This is a genomic window from Enterobacter cloacae complex sp. GF14B, from assembly GCF_004136805.1.
Taxonomy (GTDB): Bacteria; Pseudomonadota; Gammaproteobacteria; order Enterobacterales; family Enterobacteriaceae; genus Enterobacter; species Enterobacter hormaechei_C.
The window spans coordinates 12,052-31,236 of record NZ_QFRV01000012.1; the positions used below are offsets into that span (position 1 = coordinate 12,052).

Consider the following 19,185-nt stretch of genomic DNA (forward strand, 5'->3'; position numbering starts at 1 on the left):
AAGGAGACCGGCATCAGGCGATGCCGGTCAGAAAGATTAGTGCAGCTCTGGCCAGTAATCTTTATTCGCTTCAATCAGATCGTCCAGAATCGCCTTCGCCACCGATGCGCTCGGTACGGTTTTCGACAGGGTAATCGCCTGCCAGAGTTTCTGATACGAGCGCTGCTCCCAGGCGTCCACCACCAGTTTTTCCACCGCCACCTGCTGGCTCATGAGTCCTTTCTGGAAGTGCGGAATATCACCCACGGTCAGCGGCTCCGGTCCGTTGTGGCCGACCAGACAAGGGATTTCTACCATCGCGTCAGCGTCAAAGTTATGGATAGCCCCATTGTTAGGCACAATCAGCAGCATGCGTTCCTGGGTGTTAAAGGCAATCGCGGTCGCCAGATCGACGATGTACGACGCATGTTCGTCAATTTCCAGTTCACCGGCAGAAGAATGACCGGCTTCGATAATCGCCCGACATGAACTGAATACATGCTTCTCACGGTGATCCATCACTTCATTGGCGCGGGTACGCTCCGGATTGGAATGGGCGACCACATAGTCCGGGAACAGGTAATACTTCAGGTAGGTGTTCGGCATGGTGTCCGGATCCAGCGCCTGTACGTCTTTGGCCTTGGCGAAGGTATCGTTCCAGCTCGCTTCAGTATGCACATCTTCCGAAGGCGGAACATAACCGTTTTTCGCCACGTATTCGCGCAGCTTCGGCATCAGATCGTTGCCGTTCTGATCTTCAATCGACGTCCACCAGCCGAAGTGGTTCAGACCGTAGTAGCGCACGCGCATCTCTTTGCGGTCTTTCAGGCCGACGATTTGCGCCATACGCCCTTCAATGCCGATCGGCATATCGCAGATGTTGAGGATTTTCGCGTTCGGACGCAGGCGGCGCGTGGCTTCCGCGACAATCGCCGCCGGGTTGGAGTAGTTCAACATCCACGCGTTCGGGGAGTACTGCTCCATGTAATCCACCAGCTCCAGCACGCCGCCGATGGAGCGCATGCCGTAGGAGATGCCGCCCGGCCCGCACGTTTCCTGGCCCAGCACGCCGTGGCGCAGCGGGATTTTTTCATCCTTTTCACGCATGGGATATTTGCCAACGCGAATATGCGCCATCACGAAATCCACATCGGTAAAGGCCGCTTCAGGATCGGTGGTGTAACTAAATTCAATCTCCGGCGCCTGCTCCTTAAGGATGATTTTACACGCCTCGGCGATGATCTCCTGACGTGCTCCGTCATTGTCATAGAACTTCAGCGCACGCAGCGGGAAACGGTCACGGTTGGCTAACAGCATCAGGACGATACCAGGCGTGAATGTACTGCCGCCGCCTGCAATAACAACTGAGAATTTTTTCATGATATAGCCTCTGTCAGAGTGGTTTGTTCGTTTGTTAAAGGGGTTTTCATCAGCGATTCCAGCTGGTCGCGCACCTGAGGAACGTGCAGACCGACAATCACCTGTATGCCGTTGCCGCGCCGCACCACACCGTGTGCACCCAGGGCTTTGAAGACGTCATCGCTTTGGGTTTTCGTCATATCCACCAGGGCGATACGCAGGCGGGTGGCGCAGTTATTGATACTTTCGATATTCGCTGCGCCGCCGAGCGCCTGTAAGAACCCAGCGGCCTGTCCGACCTGCTGGCTGGCTGCCGCCGGGGCGGTGGTTTGCCCACGAGCGGCCTTATAGTCGGCCTTGCTGTAGAGCTTGATTTCGCTCTCTTCCCGGCCCGGCGTTTTGAGATTCAGACGTTCGATAAGCGTTCTGAAGACCACGAAGTAGATCCCGGAGAAGCAGAGGCCGATGCCAATTTGGGTGAATACCGTCGAGGCGTGGTTATGGAACATCGGGATCCAGTTTTGCGGCAGGAACTGGTCCAGCAGACCGCCGCCCATGTTCCCCACCACCCCGAAGATATACATCACCGTCGCCATCGTTGCGGCCAGCACGGCGTGGATGGCAAACAGCAACGGCGAGATAAACAGGAAGGTGAACTCCAGCGGTTCGGTAATGCCTACCAGCACGGCGGTAAGCGTGGCCGGGATCAGCAGACCTGCCACTTTGACGCGGTTCTCCGGTGACGCGGTATACCAGATAGCCAGCGCAATACCGACTGAGCCAAACACCTTAGAGTTGCCGTGCAGCGCGAATCCGCCCTCCGGGAACAGCGTTTTAAGCGGCACAGTGCTCTGGCTGAATTCCTGAAGGTGCTGTGCCCAGTAGACCTGAATGCCGCCTTCTACCGCAGCCGGGCCGAAGATAAACGGGCCGTAGACAAAGTGGTGTAATCCGGTTGGGATCAGAATGCGTTCCAGGAAGGTATAAACCCATACGCCCAGCGCGCCAGCGGTACGTAGAAAGGCCTGCAACGACTCAATGCCCATCTGCACTTTCGGCCAGCCCAGCAGCGTCAGCCAGGCGCAGGGGATCATCACGAAGAACGCGAGGATAACGACAAACGAGGTGCCCTGGAAAATCCCCAGAAAGACCGGCAACGGCTTGTCGAAAAATCGGTTGTGGATGGCGGTGACGAGCCCGGAAATGATAATCGCCCCGATGATGCTGGTATCAAGCGTTTTGATTCCGGCAATCATCGCCAGCCCGCTGCCGGCAGTGGGTTCAGCAGAGAAGTCGACGCCAAAGAAGTGACCCCAGGTCATCCCCATCGCATTGATAAAATAGTTCCAGGTCAGGAAGCTAATCAGCACCGCCAGACAGGCGCGGCCCTGCGCCTGCTTTGCCAGGCCAATCGGTAAGCCGACAGCAAAAATCAGCGGCATATTACGGAACACCGCCCAGCCGCCCTCTTCGATGATGTGAACAATTTGCGCGAACAGATTATCAGGCGCGGTTAAGGCCTCACCGACAAACAGCGGATTGCGAAGCATGATGGCGATCCCAACCACGATCCCGGCAAAGGGAAACAGCAAAACCGGGGTGAACATGGCGCCGCCAAAACGTTGTATTTGACTGAGCATTTTTAAATCCTCATGAAACAACCTGTAGGGGATAGAGGCCTTTATGGTTTTTTACTGGCCTGAGGTGAGCATAAGAAGTTACTGATGCGGGAACATGGCGTGCCGCTGCGATTCGTGATCGCATTCATGGTTTTAATTTGACCAATCAGGTCTACTTTTTAAACTAAACATGGACAAGTTAAGACGTATTCCACGCCATGATGTGCGCAGAGAGGTCTACTGGTGATCTACAAATCAATTGCCGATCGGCTACGGCTGCGGCTGAATTCTTCGGACTACAACATTGGCAGTCCGTTACCCGGAGAAAAAGCGCTGGCAAAGGAGTTTGGCGTAGCCCGGATGACCGTCCGCAAAGCGCTGGATCTGCTGGTAAGCTGGGGGCTGGTTGAACGTCGACACGGCAGCGGGACGTTCGTGGCGCGCAAAGACGTTCATCATGAAACGACTAACCTGACTGGGCTGGTGGAGGTATTGCGCCAGCAGGGGAAAGAAGTGCAAAGCAAGGTGTTGCAGTTTGAAGTGATGCCCGCGCCGCCCGCCATCGCCAGCCAGCTGCGGATTCAGGTTGATGAGCGGATCTATTTTTCAAGGCGGGTGCGTTACGTGGACGGAAAACCGCTGATGCTGGAGGACAGCTTTATGCCGGTGAAGCTGTTCCGCAATCTTTCCCTGGCGCATCTCGAAGGGTCTAAGTTTGATTACATCGAGAAGGAGTGTGGGATCACCATCAGCGGCAACTACGAGAGCCTGACGCCGGTGCTGGCAGATAAACAGCTGGCCGGTTATATGAATGTGCCGGAACAGACGCCGCTGCTGCGCATCACCTCCCTTTCCTACAGCGACAGCGGCGAGTTCCTCAATTATTCCGTGATGTTCCGGAACACCAGCGATTACCAGGTGGACTACCATCTGCGGCGCATCCACCCGGAAGACTTATTAGCCCATCCCCCAGAATAGCACCGCCAGTAGCTGCGGGGTGATGATGCGCAGAAACATCACCAGCGGATAAACCGTGGCGTAGGATAACGCCGCCGCGCCGCTGGTGGCGTGCAGGTTATTGGCGAACGCCAGCGCGGGCGGATCGGTCATGGAACCGGCCAGCATGCCGCACAGCGTGAGATAGTTCATTTTAGCGAACATACGCGCCAATAATCCGACAGTTATCAGTGGGATAGCGGTAATAAATATGCCGTATCCTACCCAGCTCATCCCTTCGCCGTTCACCAGAGTATCGACAAAATCGCCGCCGGATTTCAGCCCCACCACCGCCAGAAACAGCACGATGCCCAACTCCCGCAGCGCCAGGTTAGCGCTCGGCGGCATAAACCAGTAGAGCTTACCGATGGAGCCGATACGCCCGAGGATAAGCGCCATAATGAGCGGCCCGCCTGCCAGACCCAGCTTCAGTGCTACCGGGAAGCCGGGCACATACAGGGGGATGGAGCCAAGCATGACGCCAAGCCCGACGCCGATAAAGACCGGCAGCATCTGCACCTGCTGGAGTTTTTGCTGGGCGTTGCCCACCATGTCTGCTACGGCATCAATAGATGAAGGACGCCCGACGAGGTTGAGAATATCACCGAATTGCAGGCTGGCATCCTGGCTGGCCACCAGCTCGACACCGGCGCGGTTAAGCCGGGAGATCACCACGTCATAACGCTCTTTAACCTGCAAATCGCGTATTTTCTTGCCCAGAACCTTCTCATTGGTCACTACCACGCGCTCCACGCGCATGTCCGTTCCACGGGTTGAGAGTGAGGTATCCACCTCCTGACCGATCACCAGCCGGGCATTGTTTAAATCCGCCGGTTGCCCTACCAGATGCAGGAGATCGCCGTGCTGAATAAGGGTATCCGGTGAAGGCACCATCAGCGTGTCATCACGTTTCAGGCGGGAACAGATAATGGTCGCGCTGTTCAGAATGGGAACATCCTGAATCGCCATATTGTTCAGATTAGGGTTTTCGACGCGAATATTGATAGTTTTAATGAGCGCATGGCCGTTGGTCAGCGTGCTTTCATGCTCTTTTGCCTCCTGCTCGACGTTAACGCGGAACAGCACGCGCACCAGCCACATCGAGAGCAAAATACCGCAAATGCCAAACGGATAGGCCATGGCGTAGCTCATCCCCATCTGATCGACGACATCAGCAGGGATACCCAGATCGCGCAGAATTTGCTGGCCCGCCCCGAGCGCGGGCGTATTCGTGACGGCGCCGGAGAAGATGCCCAGCACGACGGGCAGCGGAATAGCGAAGAGTTTATGCAGGATCGCGGTGACCAGCCCACCCATCACAACAATGCCGAAGGCAAAGAGATTAAGGCGTAAACCGGAGACGCGCAGGGAAGCGAAGAAGCCCGGCCCCACCTGAATACCGATGGTATACACAAAGAGGATCAGGCCGAACTCCTGGATGAAATGCAGCATATCGGCGCTGAGCACCCACCCAAGCTGGTCGGCAAAATGGCCGACAAAAATCCCGCCGAACAGCACCCCGCCAATCCCAAACCCGACGCCGCGGATTTTGATATTCCCCAGCCATAGCCCCACTACCGCGACAAGGGCCAACACGCTGACGGTTAACGCGATATCACTCATGTTCCACATCCTGTGTATAACCTTAGTTATGATAAGGATTCTCTCAGAACTGGCGGCGGTTGTATGGGCGATGGCGCACATAAAAGCCGAAGGTAAACGCAAAACGGTCACCCGAAGGTGACCGTTTTTAATGTTTGCATCCTCTCCCACAGGGAGAGGGTCGGGGTGAGGGCACCAGCCCGCACACGATTAGCTATTCAACGCCGGGCGTTCGCTAATGGCGATGCGCTGAGGCGCAATGGCTTCCGGCACGTTACGGGTGAGGTCAATGTTCAGCAGCCCGTTAGTGAACGTCGCGCCAGAAACTTCCATATGGTCTGCCAGGGTAAAGCTCAGGCTAAACGGCTGAGTGACAAGCCCCTGATGCAGCCATTTGGTCTCGGTGTCTGGTTTTTCCGGTGACCCTTTCACGGTCAGGCGCGCACCCTCAAGCTGGATGTCGAGATCTTCCTGGCGGAACCCGGCCAGCGCAAGCGTGATGCGGTAGTGGTTATCATCGCTTTTTTCGATGTTGTACGGCGGAAAGGTCTGCTGTTCGGTTGCGCTTTGCAGCGCGTTAGCCAGTTTGTCAAAACCGATCCACTGACGCAGCAGGGGGGAAAAATCATAGTTACGCATACTAAATCTCCTTCTAAGAAGCGAGTTCGGCACAGTTTAATTTTGTGCACAGTTGTACCTGCAAACCCTTGCGGATTCGCATATGCTCCCTTTACGGCAAGCAATTTCAGGTGGGCCGCAGCCGCGACCCGCTTAATTAATTGATTTCGATACGACGCGGTTTTTTCTCTTCCGGAATCACACGTTCCAGTTCGATAAACAGCAGGCCGTTCACCAGGTTCGCGCCCTTGACGTGGATGTTCTCAGCCAGCTGGAACTTGCGTTCAAAGTTACGCTCTGCGATACCCTGGTAGAGGTAGGTTCGTTCTTTCTGCTCGCCCGCATGGGAGCCTTTCACCACCAGCAGATTGTCCTGCGCGGTGATCTCCAGTTCGCTCTCCGCGAAACCGGCAACAGCAATCGCAATGCGATAGTGGTTTTCGTCAACCAGTTCAACGTTGTAAGGAGGATAGCCGTTGCTCTGGCTCTGGTTGTTTTCTAAGTGGTTGAACAGACGATCAAAACCAATGGCAGAACGGTATAGCGGAGAGAGATCGAAATTACGCATAGATAAATGCTCCTGAAATCAGCGAGAAAATGTAGCCTTCCACCATGGACAGGCTTCTGCTTCCCCGAACACCCATCAGGCGTGTCCGTTATCGGGTTACATTTTTAAAATGGGTATGGATACGGCCTTTTCAAGCCTGTTGATGTGAGATTTTTTTGCACTTTGCTGGTTGTCGCATAGACTCAGGGGCACAGCACAAAGGGTTAAATTGCGATGGCGACCACAGTGCGGGAGTTTGGAGCTATCCATTTTGGACGCGCCTCGCTATAACCCTGAGTTGCAGGTCAATGCCGTGCTACTAATGATGACTGAGTGATGATGAGAAATGTTCTGATTAAGCTGGCGACGTTCAGCGGGGTTGTTTTACTTTGCGGGTGTTCGAGCGTGATGTCGCACACCGGCGGTAAAGAAGGAACATATCCGGGGACGCGCGCCAGTGCCGCAATGATCTCTGATGATGAGACAAACTGGGGTACCAAATCTCTGGCGATTCTTGATATGCCGTTTACAGCGGTTGCCGATACGCTTTTGCTGCCGTGGGATATGTTCCGCACCGACAGCTCAGTGCGTTCGCGCGTTGAGAAAAGCGAGCAGGAGACGCTGGCAACCAACTCCGTCATCCCGCCCGCAGCGATGCCTCCACGCTAATTCTGTGCGGTTTCCGTTAGCCACAGCTGGCGGAAACCGTCCTTCGCTTCCATCCATGCAATAAATCGTCCGTCCGGGGAAAACACCACAGCGTCAGCAGACGGCGGATTGCCATGATCGGAGGTCAAAAACGTCACCTCACCGGTCTGCGCATCGCAGCAGGCAATGCGGCTTTCGAGCACAAACCCAAGTGTGCGGCCAGAAGGATGCCAGTTAAAAGCCGACTGGATATCACTTTCACTGTGGGTCAGCTGGCGCGGCTCGCCGCCCTCAGGGGAGATAAGCCACAGCTGCACAACGCCGTTATCGTCCCGCATTAAAAACGCAACCTGCGTCCCCTGTGGATTGCTGCGCACCCAGTGGCGCGGCACGTTCACCAGCCCCGGATACGCCTTCTGATGGGTGAAGGTAAGGCGGCGTTGCATGACGCCCGCAGGCGGCGCGGGCATTGTATCCGGCGTTCCCTGCAACGGCGCATCGCCCGCTCGTTTCCAGCCCTGCTCGTCTTTGGGAAGATCGACAATAAACAGTTCGGGCACTTTCTCGCCTTTCGCAGACACCGTATCGCCGATAAACGCCAGCCTGTCGTTGCCCACCCAGCCCTCTTCATAGGCGCGGTTGATCTCATCGCTGCCCGGTTTCGGGTTCGGCGTTGTCCGGCTTACCAGTACGCTCCAGAAGGTTCCGGCATATTCCCGCGGATGGTTCCCCTGTGGGTTTACCGGACCACAAGGCGCCGCCACCCCGACGTTACGCAAATCCAGCTGCGGATCGCGCGCGTGCAGCACATGGTCGTTATAGGTAAAGCTGACGAACTGCCCGTTCGGGCTAAAAACGTGAACGTGGGTGCCGCCACGCAGCGCACCTGCCGTGTAAGGCGCGGTGATATCCATCGCATCAAGATTGCTCACCTGACCATTGTGCGCAATCACCCCCTGACGATGGTGAAAATCATACTGCCAGTCTGCATCCGGGTTTTTCGGGCCGTGGATAAAAACATATTTGTCCTGCGCCGGATGAACGGTTACCACGCCAACATGCGCGCCGTCAGTCGCACGGTAGATCGCCTCAACCTCGCCCGTACTAACATTGACCCGCTCAATGGTTTCACCGGTAAACGACGCGCCGGACGGGCGGACATCATAGACAAGCCACTGACTGTCTGGCGTCCAGGTGTTGATGTTGGTGAGCTGGTGGTTGCGGGAAGCGAAGGTGATTTGTTTCATGAAAATACCCTGATGCGCGGTTATCGCATCAGGGTAAAACATCCGAAGGGATTAGCCTACTCGTTTCACGTCGCCGACCAGCAGGATGTAGGAGAGCGCCCCGATCAGCGCCACGGCAGAGATATACACCAGCGCCGGACCAAAGCCGTAGTCCTGCGCCAGGTAACCGATGACCAGCGGCACGGTGATCCCGCCCAGGCCGCCAACGAAGTTAAACACGCCGCCGGTCAGGCCAATCAGACGCATCGGCGCCAGCGACGACACCAGCGACCAGGTGATGGAGGCAAAACCGTTCCCGAAGAACGCTAACGCCATCAAGGTCATGATCCACACCGGATCGTTGGTGTAGTTCGCTCCCATGATGCAGGTAGAGATCAGCAGGCCGCAGATAATAGGCGTTTTACGCGCAACGCCCAGTGAGAAGCCTTTTTTCACCAGTTTGTCCGCCAGCCAGCCCGAGAGCAGGACGCCGAAAAACGCCGCAAGGAAGGGTACGGTGGTCATAAAGCCCGCCTTTAGCGCGGTAATCCCTTTTTCCTGGGTCAGATAGTTCGGGAACCAGGTGAGGAAGAACCACAGCGTGGAAGTCACCGCGAACTGGCCCAGATATACGCCCACCAGCTTACGGTGGAAGACCAGCTTCCAGTCCGCTCTGGTCAGCGGCTGGCGCGCCTCTTTTTTCACGGGCGCATCGCCGTCCACCAGGCCACCGCCGTCGCGGATGTAGTCCAGTTCGGCTTTGGTGATGCTTTTGGTCAGGCGCGGCGGCTGATAAACCTTAAACCAGATTAACGACCAGATAATGCCGATCCCGCCGGTGACGATGAACACCCAGTGCCAGCTCAGTAGCTCCTGGATCCAGATTAACAGCGGCGTCAGAAATGCCAGGCCAACAAACTGCCCGGAGGTGTAAAAACCAACAGCGGAAGCGCGTTCGTGTTCCGGGAACCAGCTGGTCACCATGCGGTTGTTGGTCGGAAACGCGGGCGCTTCAAACACCCCGGTGATGGCGCGCAGGCCAATCAGTGACATCAGCCCGGTGGCGAAGCCCTGGAACAGAGTCGCCACGGACCAGCCAAAAATAGCGATAAAGTAGGTCAGACGCGACCCCACGCGGTCAAGGAACCAGCCGCCCGGGATCTGGCAGAGCGTATACAGCCAGGCAAACGCCGAGAAGACGTAGCCCATTTCCGCTTTGGTGATGCCAAACTCTTCCTGAATATGAGCCGATGCCACGGCAAGGTTGGCGCGGTCGACATAACAGATGACCACGGTAATAAAGATCATGATCAGCGTCAGGTAACGACGACGCCCGGTTTTTGCAGCAGTAACTGGAATATCCATCGCAATCTGTCTCCAGATTTTGGGCATAGCGAAGCCGCTCACCATGCCCTGTAATTTACAGAGGGTGTATTTGGTTTTTTTAATTAAAAACGTAAACGGAATGCGCTAAATAATTCGTGCTGGGGGAAGGCGGCAAGTTTTCGCATCCCCGGGAGCATACAAAAGTATGTGACCGGGGTAAGAAAACGCAGCCAACGCATCACCAGCGCGAAGTATGACGCGCATTTACCACTCGGCTACGGAACCGTCTTCATGACGCCACAGTGGGTTACGCCAGTCCGGCGCACTTTTACTCAGCTCAATGACTTTGGCTTCGTCGATCTCCACGCCAAGGCCCGGCTTCGTTAACGGTTTAAAGAAACCGCCTTCCATGCTGAAGTCTTCCTTGTTTTTCACAAAGTCGAGCAGCTCCGCGCCCTTGTTATAGTGAATGCCCATGCTTTGTTCCTGGAACACCGCATTGCGCGAGACGAAGTCGACGTGCAGGCAGGCCGCCAGCGCAATTGGCCCAAGCGGACAGTGCGGGGCCAGCGCCACATCGTAGGCTTCTGCCATTCCGGCAATTTTGTAGCATTCGGTGATGCCACCCGCGTGGGAGAGGTCCGGTTGCAGGATCGCAATGCCGCCCGCTTCCAGCACGCGTTTGAACTCGAAGCGCGAGAACATACGCTCACCCGCGGCGATAGGAATATGGGTCTGTTCAGCCAGTTTTGGATAGTATTCCGCCTGCTCGGCCAGCACCGGCTCTTCGATAAACAGCGGGCGATACGGCTCCAGCTCTTTAATCAGCACTTTGGCCATTGGCGCGCTAACGCGGCCGTGGAAATCCAGGCCAAACTCAATCTCGTTGCCGAAAGCCTCGCGGATTTGCGCCACGGTATTCACCGCCCGGTCTACCGCGCGCGAGTTGTCGATAACGCCCATCTCTTCGCAGCCGTTGAGTTTGAAGGTGTCAAAACCGATGTTGCGCAGTTGCCGGATACCGTCGATCACTTCCGCAGGGCGGTCACCGCCCACCCAGCTGTAGGCTTTGATTTTGTCGCGCACCAGGCCGCCCATTAATTGCCAGACCGGGGCATTCAGCACTTTGCCTTTGATATCCCACAGCGCCTGATCAATACCGGCGATGGCGCTCATCAGGATCGGACCGCCACGGTAAAATCCCGCCCGGTACATGACCTGCCACAGGTCGTTGATGCGCGCCGGATCCTGGCCAATCAGGTATTCGCCCAGCTCGTGAACCGCGGCTTCAACGGTGCGCGCACGGCCTTCAATCACCGGCTCGCCCCAGCCAACCACGCCTTCGTCGGTTTCGATTTTCAGGAACATCCAACGCGGGGGTAAACGGTACGTGGTGAGTTTGGTTATTTTCATTGCACTGCCTCTCGATACGCTTTCACAAATGCTGCCGCCTGCTGTGCGGTACGCTCAACGGGCTGTCCGGCACGATAGAGATCGCTGCCCAGCCCGGCGCCCACACAGCCCGCTTTCATCCACTGCACCAGGTTTTCCGGCGTGACGCCGCCCACGGCAAAGACCGGCACGCTGGCGGGTAAGACCGCTTTCAGCGCTTTGATGTAATCCGGACCAAAGGCCGACGACGGGAAAATTTTGAGAGACTGTGCGCCTGCATCGAGGGCGGCAAAGGCTTCTGTAGCCGTGGCGCAACCCGGGCAAACGGTCATGCCGTACTCCACCGCCCGGCGGATCACCTCGGGGTTCATATTCGGTGTGACAATAAGCTTGCAGCCCATCTTCGCCAGTTCATCCACCTGCTCCGGCTGTAATACGGTGCCAGCGCCAATCAGCGCCTTATCACCAAACGCCTTCACAATTGCCGGAATGCTTTTTTCCCACTCCGGGGAGTTGAGCGGGATTTCCACCGCGTCGAACCCGGCGTCGATCACCGCGCCAACGTGCGCTAAGGCCTCACCGGGCGTGATACCGCGCAAAATCGCGATCAGGGGAAGTTCAGTTTGCCACTGCATGAGCGATGCTCCTTATGCCTGCCTGAAATGCCGTGTCGCCTTCCACCGCAGCAACATCCCGTCCGATAGCGTGGAACGCCTGGCGGTAACGAGACGTCAGCGATGAACCCGCGACGAGCGTGATGGCCTGCTGCCCGGCGAACGCGTCGCTCAGGGTGGCGACCTCTGCGCCAATCAGCAGGCCGGACAGAAATTCGCTGACCTGTTCGCGCGGAAGATTTCCCAGCACGTGCGAGGCGCGAACCTCAAAAAGTTGCGGCAAAACGGCAGGGGATGCGATCCCGCGCTCCAGCCCGGCGGCAAACGCTTCCGGCGAAGGGGTCTGCTCCGGCAAACCGGCCCCCACCAGCGAGTGCTTAAGCAGCAAGTGGTGCAATTCGCCGGTCATTACGGTGCGAAAGTCATGAATTTGCTCAGCATCCGCCTGGACCCATTTGCAGTGCGTCCCGGGCATGACGTAGACAGAAGAAGGAGAAAGCGTGCGCGCCCCGAGCAGTTGCGTCTCTTCACCGCGCATCACGTTATGGTTATCGTCGCGAGAGACGCATAAACCGGGGATAATCCAGACATTGTCGCCAACGGACGTTAACTGCTCGCCAACGGCAGTGAAATGCACCGGAACCGACAGATAAGGCGCAACCTTCCAGCCTACGTTACTGCCGACCATTCCGGCCATCACCACTGGCGTAGTACCGTCGCGCCAGTTTTGTGTCACCTCTGCTAACACCGCTGCTGGGGATTTACCGTTCAGGCGCGTCACACCTGCTTCTGATTGCCTGCGTTCCAGGCACTGCTCACCCTGGTAGAGCCAGGCGCGCAGATTGGTCGATCCCCAGTCAATTGCGATGTAGCGTGATGTCATGTGATTTCCTTCAACCTTCGTGTCGAGCTGGCGATCATGGTCAGCGCCGCCTGCTCTGCCGCATCGCCGTCCTGATGCCGTATCGCATCGAACAGCGCTTTATGTTCCTGAAGCGTTTTCGGCATGTTGGCCTCATCACCCATCCAGGTACGTTCAAATACTGCTCGCTGTAGCGAGCTGATCGCCACGCTAAGCTGCTGTAACACCGGGTTATGCACCGACTGCAATACCGCCTCGTGGTAGCGAATGTCCGCCTCGTTGAACGCCTCCCGATTCTGGTTATTGGCGATCATGTCGTTTAAAGCCGACTCAATCTGTGCCAGGTCACCTGACGTTGCGCGCTCAGCCGCCCAGCGGGCAATGGCCGGTTCCACCAGATTTCGGACTTCGCTCATCGCGCCGATAAGCCGTGGGTCGTAGTCGTTTTCCAGTACCCATTGCAGAACATCGGTATCGAGGTAGTTCCACTGGTTACGCGGCGCCACAAACGCGCCGCGATAGCGCTTCATTTCAATCAGCCGCTTCGCCATCAGCGAGCGGAACACTTCCCGGATGATGTTGCGCGAGGTTTCAAACTCCTCGCACAGTTCCGCCTCTGCTGGCAGCGGCGAACCGGGAACGTATTTGCCACCCACAATCTGAGTGCCCAGCGTGATGACAATGCGATCGGTTTTATTGAGTGTCATGGAGAGTCCTTGTGCTCTGTAAGTCCATCACTACTTTACCGCGACCGCTGAATTTCGCCTCACTTTTGCAGTACAAACGTGAGGCCTTTCGTCTTTGCCGTGGTGACAATGTAGTACAATCAGTTAATGTTGTACTACAATCCAGATCACAAAAAGAACAACCCGATAAATTCAGGGCCAAAAAAAGCCCCGGTAGATAACCGAGGCTGATGATTACAGACAGCTGCTAGGAGAGGACAAATTTCTCGATCGCCCAGGCAACGCCGTCTTCCAGGTTAGATTTGGTCACGAAGTTCGCCACTTCTTTTACCGACGGGATCGCGTTATCCATCGCCACGCCCATGCCAGCATATTCGATCATCGCAATATCGTTTTCCTGGTCGCCCAGCGCCATGATCTCCTCAGGCTTGATGCCCAGCGCATCGGCAAGCGATTTGACGCCCGTGCCTTTATTGACGCGTTTATCGAGAATTTCGAGGAAGTACGGCGCACTTTTCAGTACGGTGTATTTCTCTTTTACCTCAGCCGGAATGCGTGAAATGGCTTTGTCGAGAACCGCAGGTTCATCAATCATCATCACTTTCAGGAACTGGGTTGCCGGATCCATTTTCTCCGCTTCACAGAACACCAGAGGAATGGTTGCAACGTAGGACTCGTGCACCGTGTAGTAGCTGATATCGCGGTTGGCGGTGTAAAGCGTATTGCGATCGAGCGCGTGGAAGTGAGAGCCCACGTCGCGGGAGAGTTTTTCCAGGAACCGATAGTCATCATAGCTCAGTGCAGTTTGCGCCACCGTGCTGCCATCGGCTGCCTTTTGCACCAGCGCGCCGTTATAGGTGATGCAGTAATCGCCAGGCTGGTTCATGTGCAGCTCTTTCAGGTAACTGTGCACCCCGGCATACGGGCGTCCGGTGGTGAGCACCACGTTCACGCCTTTTTCACGTGCGGCGGCGATCGCATTTTTAACGGCAGGAGAGATAGTGTGGTCTGGCAGCAGCAGCGTGCCGTCCATATCGATTGCAATGAGTTTGATAGCCATGAGGTCCCCGGGATAAATGAGTGCTACCTCATGCTAACGCGATTAAGCACACAAAAATAGAGCTACCTTGCGCAACAAAAAGCCCCTTTTACGTTTATCCCGGGAACGGGAACTCACTCGCGGGTGAGAACGATTTTGCCAAACGCACCGCGATCCAGATGTTCAAGCGCCTGTTCCAGCTCGTCAAAGCGGTAGCGATGCTCAATCACCGGTTTTAACTCCGTGACATCAACAGCACGGACAAAATCTTCCAGCGCCCGGCGGTGTCCAACCCCAATCCCCTGAATGACGGGGGATTTCAGCAACAGCTCGCTTGCAGGCAGAGAAATTTCTGTCCCGGCCAGCACGCCAATGACCGATATCCGCCCATGAACGGCAACGGCGCGCAGGGAATGTCTCAGGTTCTCCCCACCCACGGTTTCGATAATATGGTCGATGCCGCGATCCTGCGTCAGTGCCAGCGTATTTTCAGCCCAGTCGCCTTTCAGTCGGTTGATGCCCTGGCTGGCCCCCAGCTTTTTGGCCCGCGCCAGTTTTTCATCACTTCCCGAGGAGACAAACACCTCTGCGCCGTGCGCTTTTGCTATCTGCAAAGCGAATAGCGCCACACCGCCCGTCCCTTGTACCAGCACCGATTGCCCGGCGCGTAAATGACCGCGCTCCACCAGCGCGAACCATGCGGTAAGCCCCGCGCAAGGAAGCGTGCTGGCCTCAGCGTCATCCAGGCTTTCCGGGGACGCCACCAGCGCGTTTTCACTCACAATCACATATTCGGCCAGCATGCCCTGGAAGTATCCACCGGACGTTTTATAAGGCAAATCGCGCGCGTCTGCCTGCGGCTTGCCGTCGATCCATTCCGGGAAGAAGGTTGAGATGACGCGTGCGCCGGGTTTGAAACGCGTAACGCCTTCACCGATGCTGTCCACCACGCCTGCCATGTCAGATGCTGGGGTAAACGGGAAGGAAAGCGGAATCGGCATCGTGCCTTCAATCACCATTTTATCCCGGTAGTTGAGCGCAACGGCATTTACCCGTACGCGGACCTCTCCCGGGCCTGGCTGTGGAACAGGCTCCTGAACGAGCCTGAGGCTTTCACGACCAAGGGCATCCATTGACCAGCGTTGCATTGTTGCTGTCATTTTTTTCTCCTGTCATCAGATGATTTTCAGTTCTGACAGTCTACCGTTGACTCAGCGTCACCAGTGGCGATAAGTTTTCCCATCATTGATGACCAAATTGATACAATTCATCCATGACCGATACGCTGAAAGATATTCCCGTTTTCGTTGCCTCCGTTGAGGCAGGAAGTTTTGCCCAGGCCGCCGTCCGTCTGCATTTGTCGCGCTCGGCGGTAGGAAAAAGCATTGCTCGTCTTGAAGAGAGGCTGGGGGTTCGTCTGTTTCATCGGACCACCCGCAGCCAGAGGCTGACCGATAACGGCGCGCTTTTTTATGAACGCTGCCTGCGCGCGCTGGAAGAGATCCGTGGCGCTGAATCGCAGCTTGAAACCGGAAAACATCAGGTCAGCGGTCGGCTGCGTGTTGCCATGCCGGTGCTGTTTGGTCGCCAGTGTATCGCCCCGCTGCTAATAGAGCTGGCGCAGGAGCATCCCGGGCTTGAGCTTGAAATGTCCTTTAGCGACCGCATCGTGGATCTTGTGGAAGAAGGGTTTGATATGGCGGTGCGCAATGGCACCCTGGCTGACAGCGCCGTGCTGGTCGCCAGAAGGCTGGGGGTGCACCGAATGGTTCTGTGTGCCGCGCCGGATTATCTGATTAAGAATGGCCAGCCGCAAAGCGTTGATGATTTACGCCAGTATACGGCCATTAACTACACGCGTGCGGGCAGAGTCTTACCCTGGCAGCTGATGGATTACGATGGCACGTCGCGCACGTTTATTCCCCGCTCATCCCTCAATATGGATGATTTGCAGGCGATCTGCGACGCGGCGCTGGCCGGCCACGGTATTGCATGGTTACCCTGCTGGATGGTCATCAAAGAAATTCATCAGGGAAATCTTGTCCCGCTCTTTAAGCAGGCCCCGGATGTACGCTTCGACGTTCATGCCGTCTGGCAGCAGACGCCACACCTGCCGCTAAGGGTAAGAATTGCCATAGATATGCTGGTCAAACGTTTACCGGCAGTGATGTCGCTGGAGTTTCCTGCGTCCATAAAAAAGCCGCGCTAAAGCGCGGCCAGTTATGTTGTCGTAAAGCGACGATTAAATATCGATATTCGCCGCCTTCAGGGCGTTCTCTTCGATGAAGGCGCGACGTGGTTCAACCGCATCGCCCATCAGGGTCGTGAACAGCTGATCCGCTGCAATCGCGTCTTTAACGGTAACGCGCAGCATGCGGCGGCTTTCCGGATCCATGGTGGTTTCCCACAGCTGATCCGGGTTCATTTCGCCCAGACCTTTATAACGCTGAATAGAGAGGCCGCGACGGGACTCTTTCACCAGCCATTCCAGCGCCTGCTCGAAGCTTGCCACCGGCTGACGGCGCTCGCCACGTTCGATGAACGCATCGTCTTCGATCAGACCGCGCAGCTTCTCGCCCAGGGTGCAGATACGGCGGTATTCCGGACCGGTAACAAACTCGTGCTCCAGCGGGTAGTCGGTATCGACGCCGTGGGTACGCACGCGGACGATCGGCTCGAACTGCTGCTCAGCGTTCTGCTGAACGTCGAACTTCCACTGGCTGCCGTGCTGCTCTTTCTCGTTCAGCTCGCTCACCAGGGTGTTCACCCAGCGGGTGACGGTCTGCTCGTTGCTCAGATCGGCTTCGGTCAGGGTCGGCTGGTAAATCAGCTCTTTCAGCAGCGCTTTCGGATAGCGACGCTCCATACGGCCAATCATTTTCTGCGTGGCGTTGAACTCGGAGACCAGACGCTCCAGCGGCTCACCGGCCAGCGCTGGCGCGCTGGAGTTTGCGTGCAGGGTCGCACCATCAAGGGCGATCGCGATTTGGTACTGATCCATCGCGTCGTCATCTTTAATGTACTGTTCCTGCTTGCCTTTTTTCACCTTGTACAGCGGTGGCTGCGCAATGTAGACGTGGCCGCGCTCAACGATTTCCGGCATCTGACGATAGAAGAAGGTCAATAGCAGCGTACGGATGTGCGAGCCGTCGACGTCCGCATCGGTCATGATGATGATGCTGTGATAACGCAGTTTGTCCGGGTTGTACTCGTCGCGACCAATGCCGCAGCCGAGCGCGGTGATGAGCGTCGCCACTTCCTGAGAAGAGAGCATCTTGTCGAAGCGCGCTTTCTCAACGTTGAGGATTTTACCCTTCAGCGGCAGAATCGCCTGGTTCTTGCGGTTACGGCCCTGCTTTGCAGAACCGCCCGCGGAGTCCCCTTCCACAAGGTACAGTTCAGACAGCGCCGGGTCGCGTTCCTGACAGTCAGCCAGTTTGCCCGGCAGGCCTGCCAGGTCCAGCGCGCCTTTACGACGGGTCATTTCACGCGCTTTACGCGCCGCTTCACGGGCACGCGCCGCATCGATAATTTTACCCACCACGATTTTCGCGTCGGACGGGTTTTCCAGCAGGTATTCGCTCAGCAGTTCGTTCATCTGCTGTTCAACCGCCGATTTCACCTCAGAAGAGACCAGCTTGTCTTTGGTCTGTGAGGAGAACTTCGGATCCGGCACCTTCACGGAGACCACGGCAATCAGGCCTTCACGGGCATCGTCACCGGTGGCGCTGACTTTCGCTTTTTTGCTGTAGCCTTCTTTGTCCATGTAAGCGTTCAGGGTACGGGTCATCGCCGCGCGGAAGCCCGCAAGGTGCGTACCGCCGTCGCGCTGTGGAATGTTGTTGGTGAAGCAGTAAATGTTTTCCTGGAAACCGTCGTTCCACTGCAAGGCCACTTCCACGCCGATACCGTCTTTTTCAGTAGAGAAGTAGAAGATATTCGGGTGAATTGGCGTTTTGTTCTTGTTCAGATACTCAACGAACGCCTTGATACCACCTTCGTAATGGAAGTGGTCTTCTTTGTTGTCGCGTTTGTCGCGCAGACGAATCGACACGCCGGAGTTCAGGAACGACAGTTCACGCAGGCGTTTCGCCAGAATGTCGTACTCGAATTCGGTGACGTTGGTGAAGGTTTCAAGGCTCGGCCAGAAACGCACCATGGTACCGGTTTTCTCGGTATCACCCGTGACGGCCAGCGGCGCTTCAGGCACGCCGTGCTGGTAGATCTGACGGTGAATTTTGCCTTCGCGCTGGATAACCAGCTCCAGCTTCTGCGACAGGGCGTTTACTACGGATACGCCTACGCCGTGCAGACCGCCGGAAACTTTATAGGAGTTATCATCGAACTTACCGCCTGCGTGCAGAACGGTCATGATCACTTCCGCAGCAGATACGCCCTCTTCCGGGTGAATACCGGTTGGGATGCCACGACCGTCATCGGTAACGGACACGGAGTTGTCCGCATGGATCGTGACCACGATGTCTTTACAGTGACCCGCGAGCGCTTCGTCGATAGCGTTATCTACCACCTCGAATACCATGTGGTGCAGACCGGTGCCGTCATCCGTGTCGCCGATATACATACCCGGGCGCTTACGCACCGCATCCAGCCCTTTCAGGACTTTGATACTGGAGGAGTCATAAGAATTCGACATCAACGTTTCTCGCTCATT

Annotated in this window: 17 protein-coding genes and 1 other annotated feature; of the genes, 3 read left to right on the forward strand and 14 right to left on the reverse strand. The window is 56.4% G+C overall.

Features of this window, described 5'->3' with window-relative positions; translation table 11 throughout:
* Nucleotides 1-36: 36 nt before the first annotated feature.
* Together DD606_RS06445 and DD606_RS06450 are read right to left on the reverse strand one after the other, a co-directional pair.
* Nucleotides 37-1,359 carry a 6-phospho-alpha-glucosidase gene (locus DD606_RS06445; protein WP_003861082.1) on the reverse strand — a complete coding sequence of 441 codons (1,323 nt, stop codon included), beginning with the start codon at nucleotides 1,357-1,359 and terminating at the stop codon, nucleotides 37-39.
* Complete coding sequence (locus tag DD606_RS06450) at nucleotides 1,356-2,978, reverse strand: alpha-glucoside-specific PTS transporter subunit IIBC (RefSeq protein ID WP_003861084.1); 1,623 nt, start codon at nucleotides 2,976-2,978, stop codon at nucleotides 1,356-1,358. The genes DD606_RS06445 and DD606_RS06450 overlap by 4 nt, the downstream gene beginning before the upstream one ends.
* A gap of 222 nt (nucleotides 2,979-3,200) precedes the next feature.
* Here DD606_RS06450 and DD606_RS06455 point away from each other — a divergent pair, with 222 nt between their 5' ends.
* The gene (locus DD606_RS06455; RefSeq protein ID WP_003861087.1) at nucleotides 3,201-3,935 is read left to right on the forward strand and encodes a GntR family transcriptional regulator; all 735 of its coding nucleotides are present in this window, start codon (nucleotides 3,201-3,203) and stop codon (nucleotides 3,933-3,935) included.
* Here DD606_RS06455 and DD606_RS06460 read toward each other — a convergent pair.
* From DD606_RS06460 to ibpA, 3 genes are all read right to left on the reverse strand, one after another.
* Nucleotides 3,915-5,576, reverse strand: coding sequence for a putative transporter (locus tag DD606_RS06460; RefSeq protein WP_032608144.1), 1,662 nt, complete (start codon nucleotides 5,574-5,576; stop codon nucleotides 3,915-3,917). The genes DD606_RS06455 and DD606_RS06460 overlap by 21 nt on opposite strands.
* Before the next feature lie 189 nt (nucleotides 5,577-5,765).
* Nucleotides 5,766-6,194, reverse strand: a complete 429-nt coding sequence (gene ibpB, locus DD606_RS06465; RefSeq protein ID WP_003861091.1) for a small heat shock chaperone IbpB — start codon at nucleotides 6,192-6,194, stop codon at nucleotides 5,766-5,768.
* 136 nt (nucleotides 6,195-6,330) lie between these two features.
* The gene (ibpA, locus tag DD606_RS06470) at nucleotides 6,331-6,741 is read right to left on the reverse strand and encodes a small heat shock chaperone IbpA (RefSeq protein ID WP_003861094.1); all 411 of its coding nucleotides are present in this window, start codon (nucleotides 6,739-6,741) and stop codon (nucleotides 6,331-6,333) included.
* Nucleotides 6,735-6,809 (reverse strand) — a sequence feature (ROSE (Repression Of Heat Shock gene Expression) occurs in the 5'-region of heat shock genes and acts as an RNA thermometer to modulate expression.). It overlaps the preceding gene by 7 nt.
* A 247-nt stretch (nucleotides 6,810-7,056) precedes the next feature.
* Here ibpA and DD606_RS06475 point away from each other — a divergent pair.
* Nucleotides 7,057-7,389 (forward strand): YceK/YidQ family lipoprotein, encoded by a 333-nt coding sequence (locus DD606_RS06475; RefSeq protein WP_003861096.1) that lies wholly within the window; start codon nucleotides 7,057-7,059, stop codon nucleotides 7,387-7,389.
* On the opposite strand, the gene DD606_RS06480 is transcribed toward DD606_RS06475, so the two are convergent.
* The 8 genes from DD606_RS06480 to DD606_RS06515 form a co-directional block, all read right to left on the reverse strand.
* The gene (locus DD606_RS06480; RefSeq protein WP_170970034.1) at nucleotides 7,386-8,615 is read right to left on the reverse strand and encodes a DUF3748 domain-containing protein; all 1,230 of its coding nucleotides are present in this window, start codon (nucleotides 8,613-8,615) and stop codon (nucleotides 7,386-7,388) included. The two genes, DD606_RS06475 and DD606_RS06480, sit on opposite strands and share 4 nt — an antisense overlap.
* Before the next feature lie 51 nt (nucleotides 8,616-8,666).
* Nucleotides 8,667-10,004 (reverse strand): MFS transporter, encoded by a 1,338-nt coding sequence (locus DD606_RS06485; protein WP_164724104.1) that lies wholly within the window; start codon nucleotides 10,002-10,004, stop codon nucleotides 8,667-8,669.
* A 180-nt stretch (nucleotides 10,005-10,184) separates the two neighbouring features.
* Nucleotides 10,185-11,333 carry a galactonate dehydratase gene (gene dgoD / locus DD606_RS06490; protein WP_003861103.1) on the reverse strand — a complete coding sequence of 383 codons (1,149 nt, stop codon included), beginning with the start codon at nucleotides 11,331-11,333 and terminating at the stop codon, nucleotides 10,185-10,187.
* Nucleotides 11,330-11,947, reverse strand: a complete 618-nt coding sequence (locus tag DD606_RS06495) for a 2-dehydro-3-deoxy-6-phosphogalactonate aldolase (RefSeq protein ID WP_129258376.1) — start codon at nucleotides 11,945-11,947, stop codon at nucleotides 11,330-11,332. The genes dgoD and DD606_RS06495 overlap by 4 nt, the downstream gene beginning before the upstream one ends.
* Nucleotides 11,931-12,809 carry a 2-dehydro-3-deoxygalactonokinase gene (locus DD606_RS06500; protein ID WP_022650086.1) on the reverse strand — a complete coding sequence of 293 codons (879 nt, stop codon included), beginning with the start codon at nucleotides 12,807-12,809 and terminating at the stop codon, nucleotides 11,931-11,933. Before DD606_RS06500 ends, DD606_RS06495 begins: the two co-directional genes overlap by 17 nt.
* On the reverse strand, nucleotides 12,806-13,495 hold the full coding sequence (dgoR, locus tag DD606_RS06505; protein ID WP_003861109.1) for a D-galactonate utilization transcriptional regulator DgoR: 690 nt from the start codon (nucleotides 13,493-13,495) through the stop codon (nucleotides 12,806-12,808). The genes DD606_RS06500 and dgoR overlap by 4 nt, the downstream gene beginning before the upstream one ends.
* A gap of 226 nt (nucleotides 13,496-13,721) precedes the next feature.
* Nucleotides 13,722-14,534: a sugar-phosphatase gene (yidA, locus tag DD606_RS06510; RefSeq protein ID WP_023295661.1), complete on the reverse strand. Its 813-nt coding sequence runs from the start codon at nucleotides 14,532-14,534 to the stop codon at nucleotides 13,722-13,724.
* A 113-nt stretch (nucleotides 14,535-14,647) separates the two neighbouring features.
* Nucleotides 14,648-15,673 (reverse strand): NAD(P)-dependent alcohol dehydrogenase, encoded by a 1,026-nt coding sequence (locus tag DD606_RS06515; protein ID WP_023323911.1) that lies wholly within the window; start codon nucleotides 15,671-15,673, stop codon nucleotides 14,648-14,650.
* A gap of 113 nt (nucleotides 15,674-15,786) precedes the next feature.
* Here DD606_RS06515 and DD606_RS06520 point away from each other — a divergent pair, with 113 nt between their 5' ends.
* Nucleotides 15,787-16,722: a LysR family transcriptional regulator gene (locus DD606_RS06520; RefSeq protein ID WP_003861115.1), complete on the forward strand. Its 936-nt coding sequence runs from the start codon at nucleotides 15,787-15,789 to the stop codon at nucleotides 16,720-16,722.
* A gap of 33 nt (nucleotides 16,723-16,755) precedes the next feature.
* Here the strand turns inward: DD606_RS06520 and gyrB are convergent, their stop codons facing one another.
* Entirely contained in the window at nucleotides 16,756-19,167 is a 2,412-nt protein-coding gene (gyrB, locus tag DD606_RS06525; protein WP_003861119.1) for a DNA topoisomerase (ATP-hydrolyzing) subunit B, read from the reverse strand.
* Nucleotides 19,168-19,185: the final 18 nt, after the last annotated feature.

Bases quoted from the DNA above. Each gene is read 5' to 3' on its own strand.
- DD606_RS06445 (WP_003861082.1), bottom strand. From the start codon at position 1,359: ATGAAAAAATTCTCAGTTGTTATTGCAGGCGGCGGCAGTACATTCACG.
- DD606_RS06450 (WP_003861084.1), bottom strand. From the start codon at position 2,978: ATGCTCAGTCAAATACAACGTTTTGGCGGCGCCATGTTCACCCCGGTT.
- DD606_RS06460 (WP_032608144.1), bottom strand. From the start codon at position 5,576: ATGAGTGATATCGCGTTAACCGTCAGCGTGTTGGCCCTTGTCGCGGTA.
- ibpB (WP_003861091.1), bottom strand. From the start codon at position 6,194: ATGCGTAACTATGATTTTTCCCCCCTGCTGCGTCAGTGGATCGGTTTT.
- ibpA (WP_003861094.1), bottom strand. From the start codon at position 6,741: ATGCGTAATTTCGATCTCTCTCCGCTATACCGTTCTGCCATTGGTTTT.
- DD606_RS06475 (WP_003861096.1), top strand. From the start codon at position 7,057: ATGATGAGAAATGTTCTGATTAAGCTGGCGACGTTCAGCGGGGTTGTT.
- DD606_RS06480 (WP_170970034.1), bottom strand. From the start codon at position 8,615: ATGAAACAAATCACCTTCGCTTCCCGCAACCACCAGCTCACCAACATC.
- DD606_RS06485 (WP_164724104.1), bottom strand. From the start codon at position 10,004: ATGGTGAGCGGCTTCGCTATGCCCAAAATCTGGAGACAGATTGCGATG.
- dgoD (WP_003861103.1), bottom strand. From the start codon at position 11,333: ATGAAAATAACCAAACTCACCACGTACCGTTTACCCCCGCGTTGGATG.
- DD606_RS06495 (WP_129258376.1), bottom strand. From the start codon at position 11,947: ATGCAGTGGCAAACTGAACTTCCCCTGATCGCGATTTTGCGCGGTATC.
- DD606_RS06500 (WP_022650086.1), bottom strand. From the start codon at position 12,809: ATGACATCACGCTACATCGCAATTGACTGGGGATCGACCAATCTGCGC.
- dgoR (WP_003861109.1), bottom strand. From the start codon at position 13,495: ATGACACTCAATAAAACCGATCGCATTGTCATCACGCTGGGCACTCAG.
- yidA (WP_023295661.1), bottom strand. From the start codon at position 14,534: ATGGCTATCAAACTCATTGCAATCGATATGGACGGCACGCTGCTGCTG.
- DD606_RS06515 (WP_023323911.1), bottom strand. From the start codon at position 15,673: ATGACAGCAACAATGCAACGCTGGTCAATGGATGCCCTTGGTCGTGAA.
- DD606_RS06520 (WP_003861115.1), top strand. From the start codon at position 15,787: ATGACCGATACGCTGAAAGATATTCCCGTTTTCGTTGCCTCCGTTGAG.
- gyrB (WP_003861119.1), bottom strand. From the start codon at position 19,167: ATGTCGAATTCTTATGACTCCTCCAGTATCAAAGTCCTGAAAGGGCTG.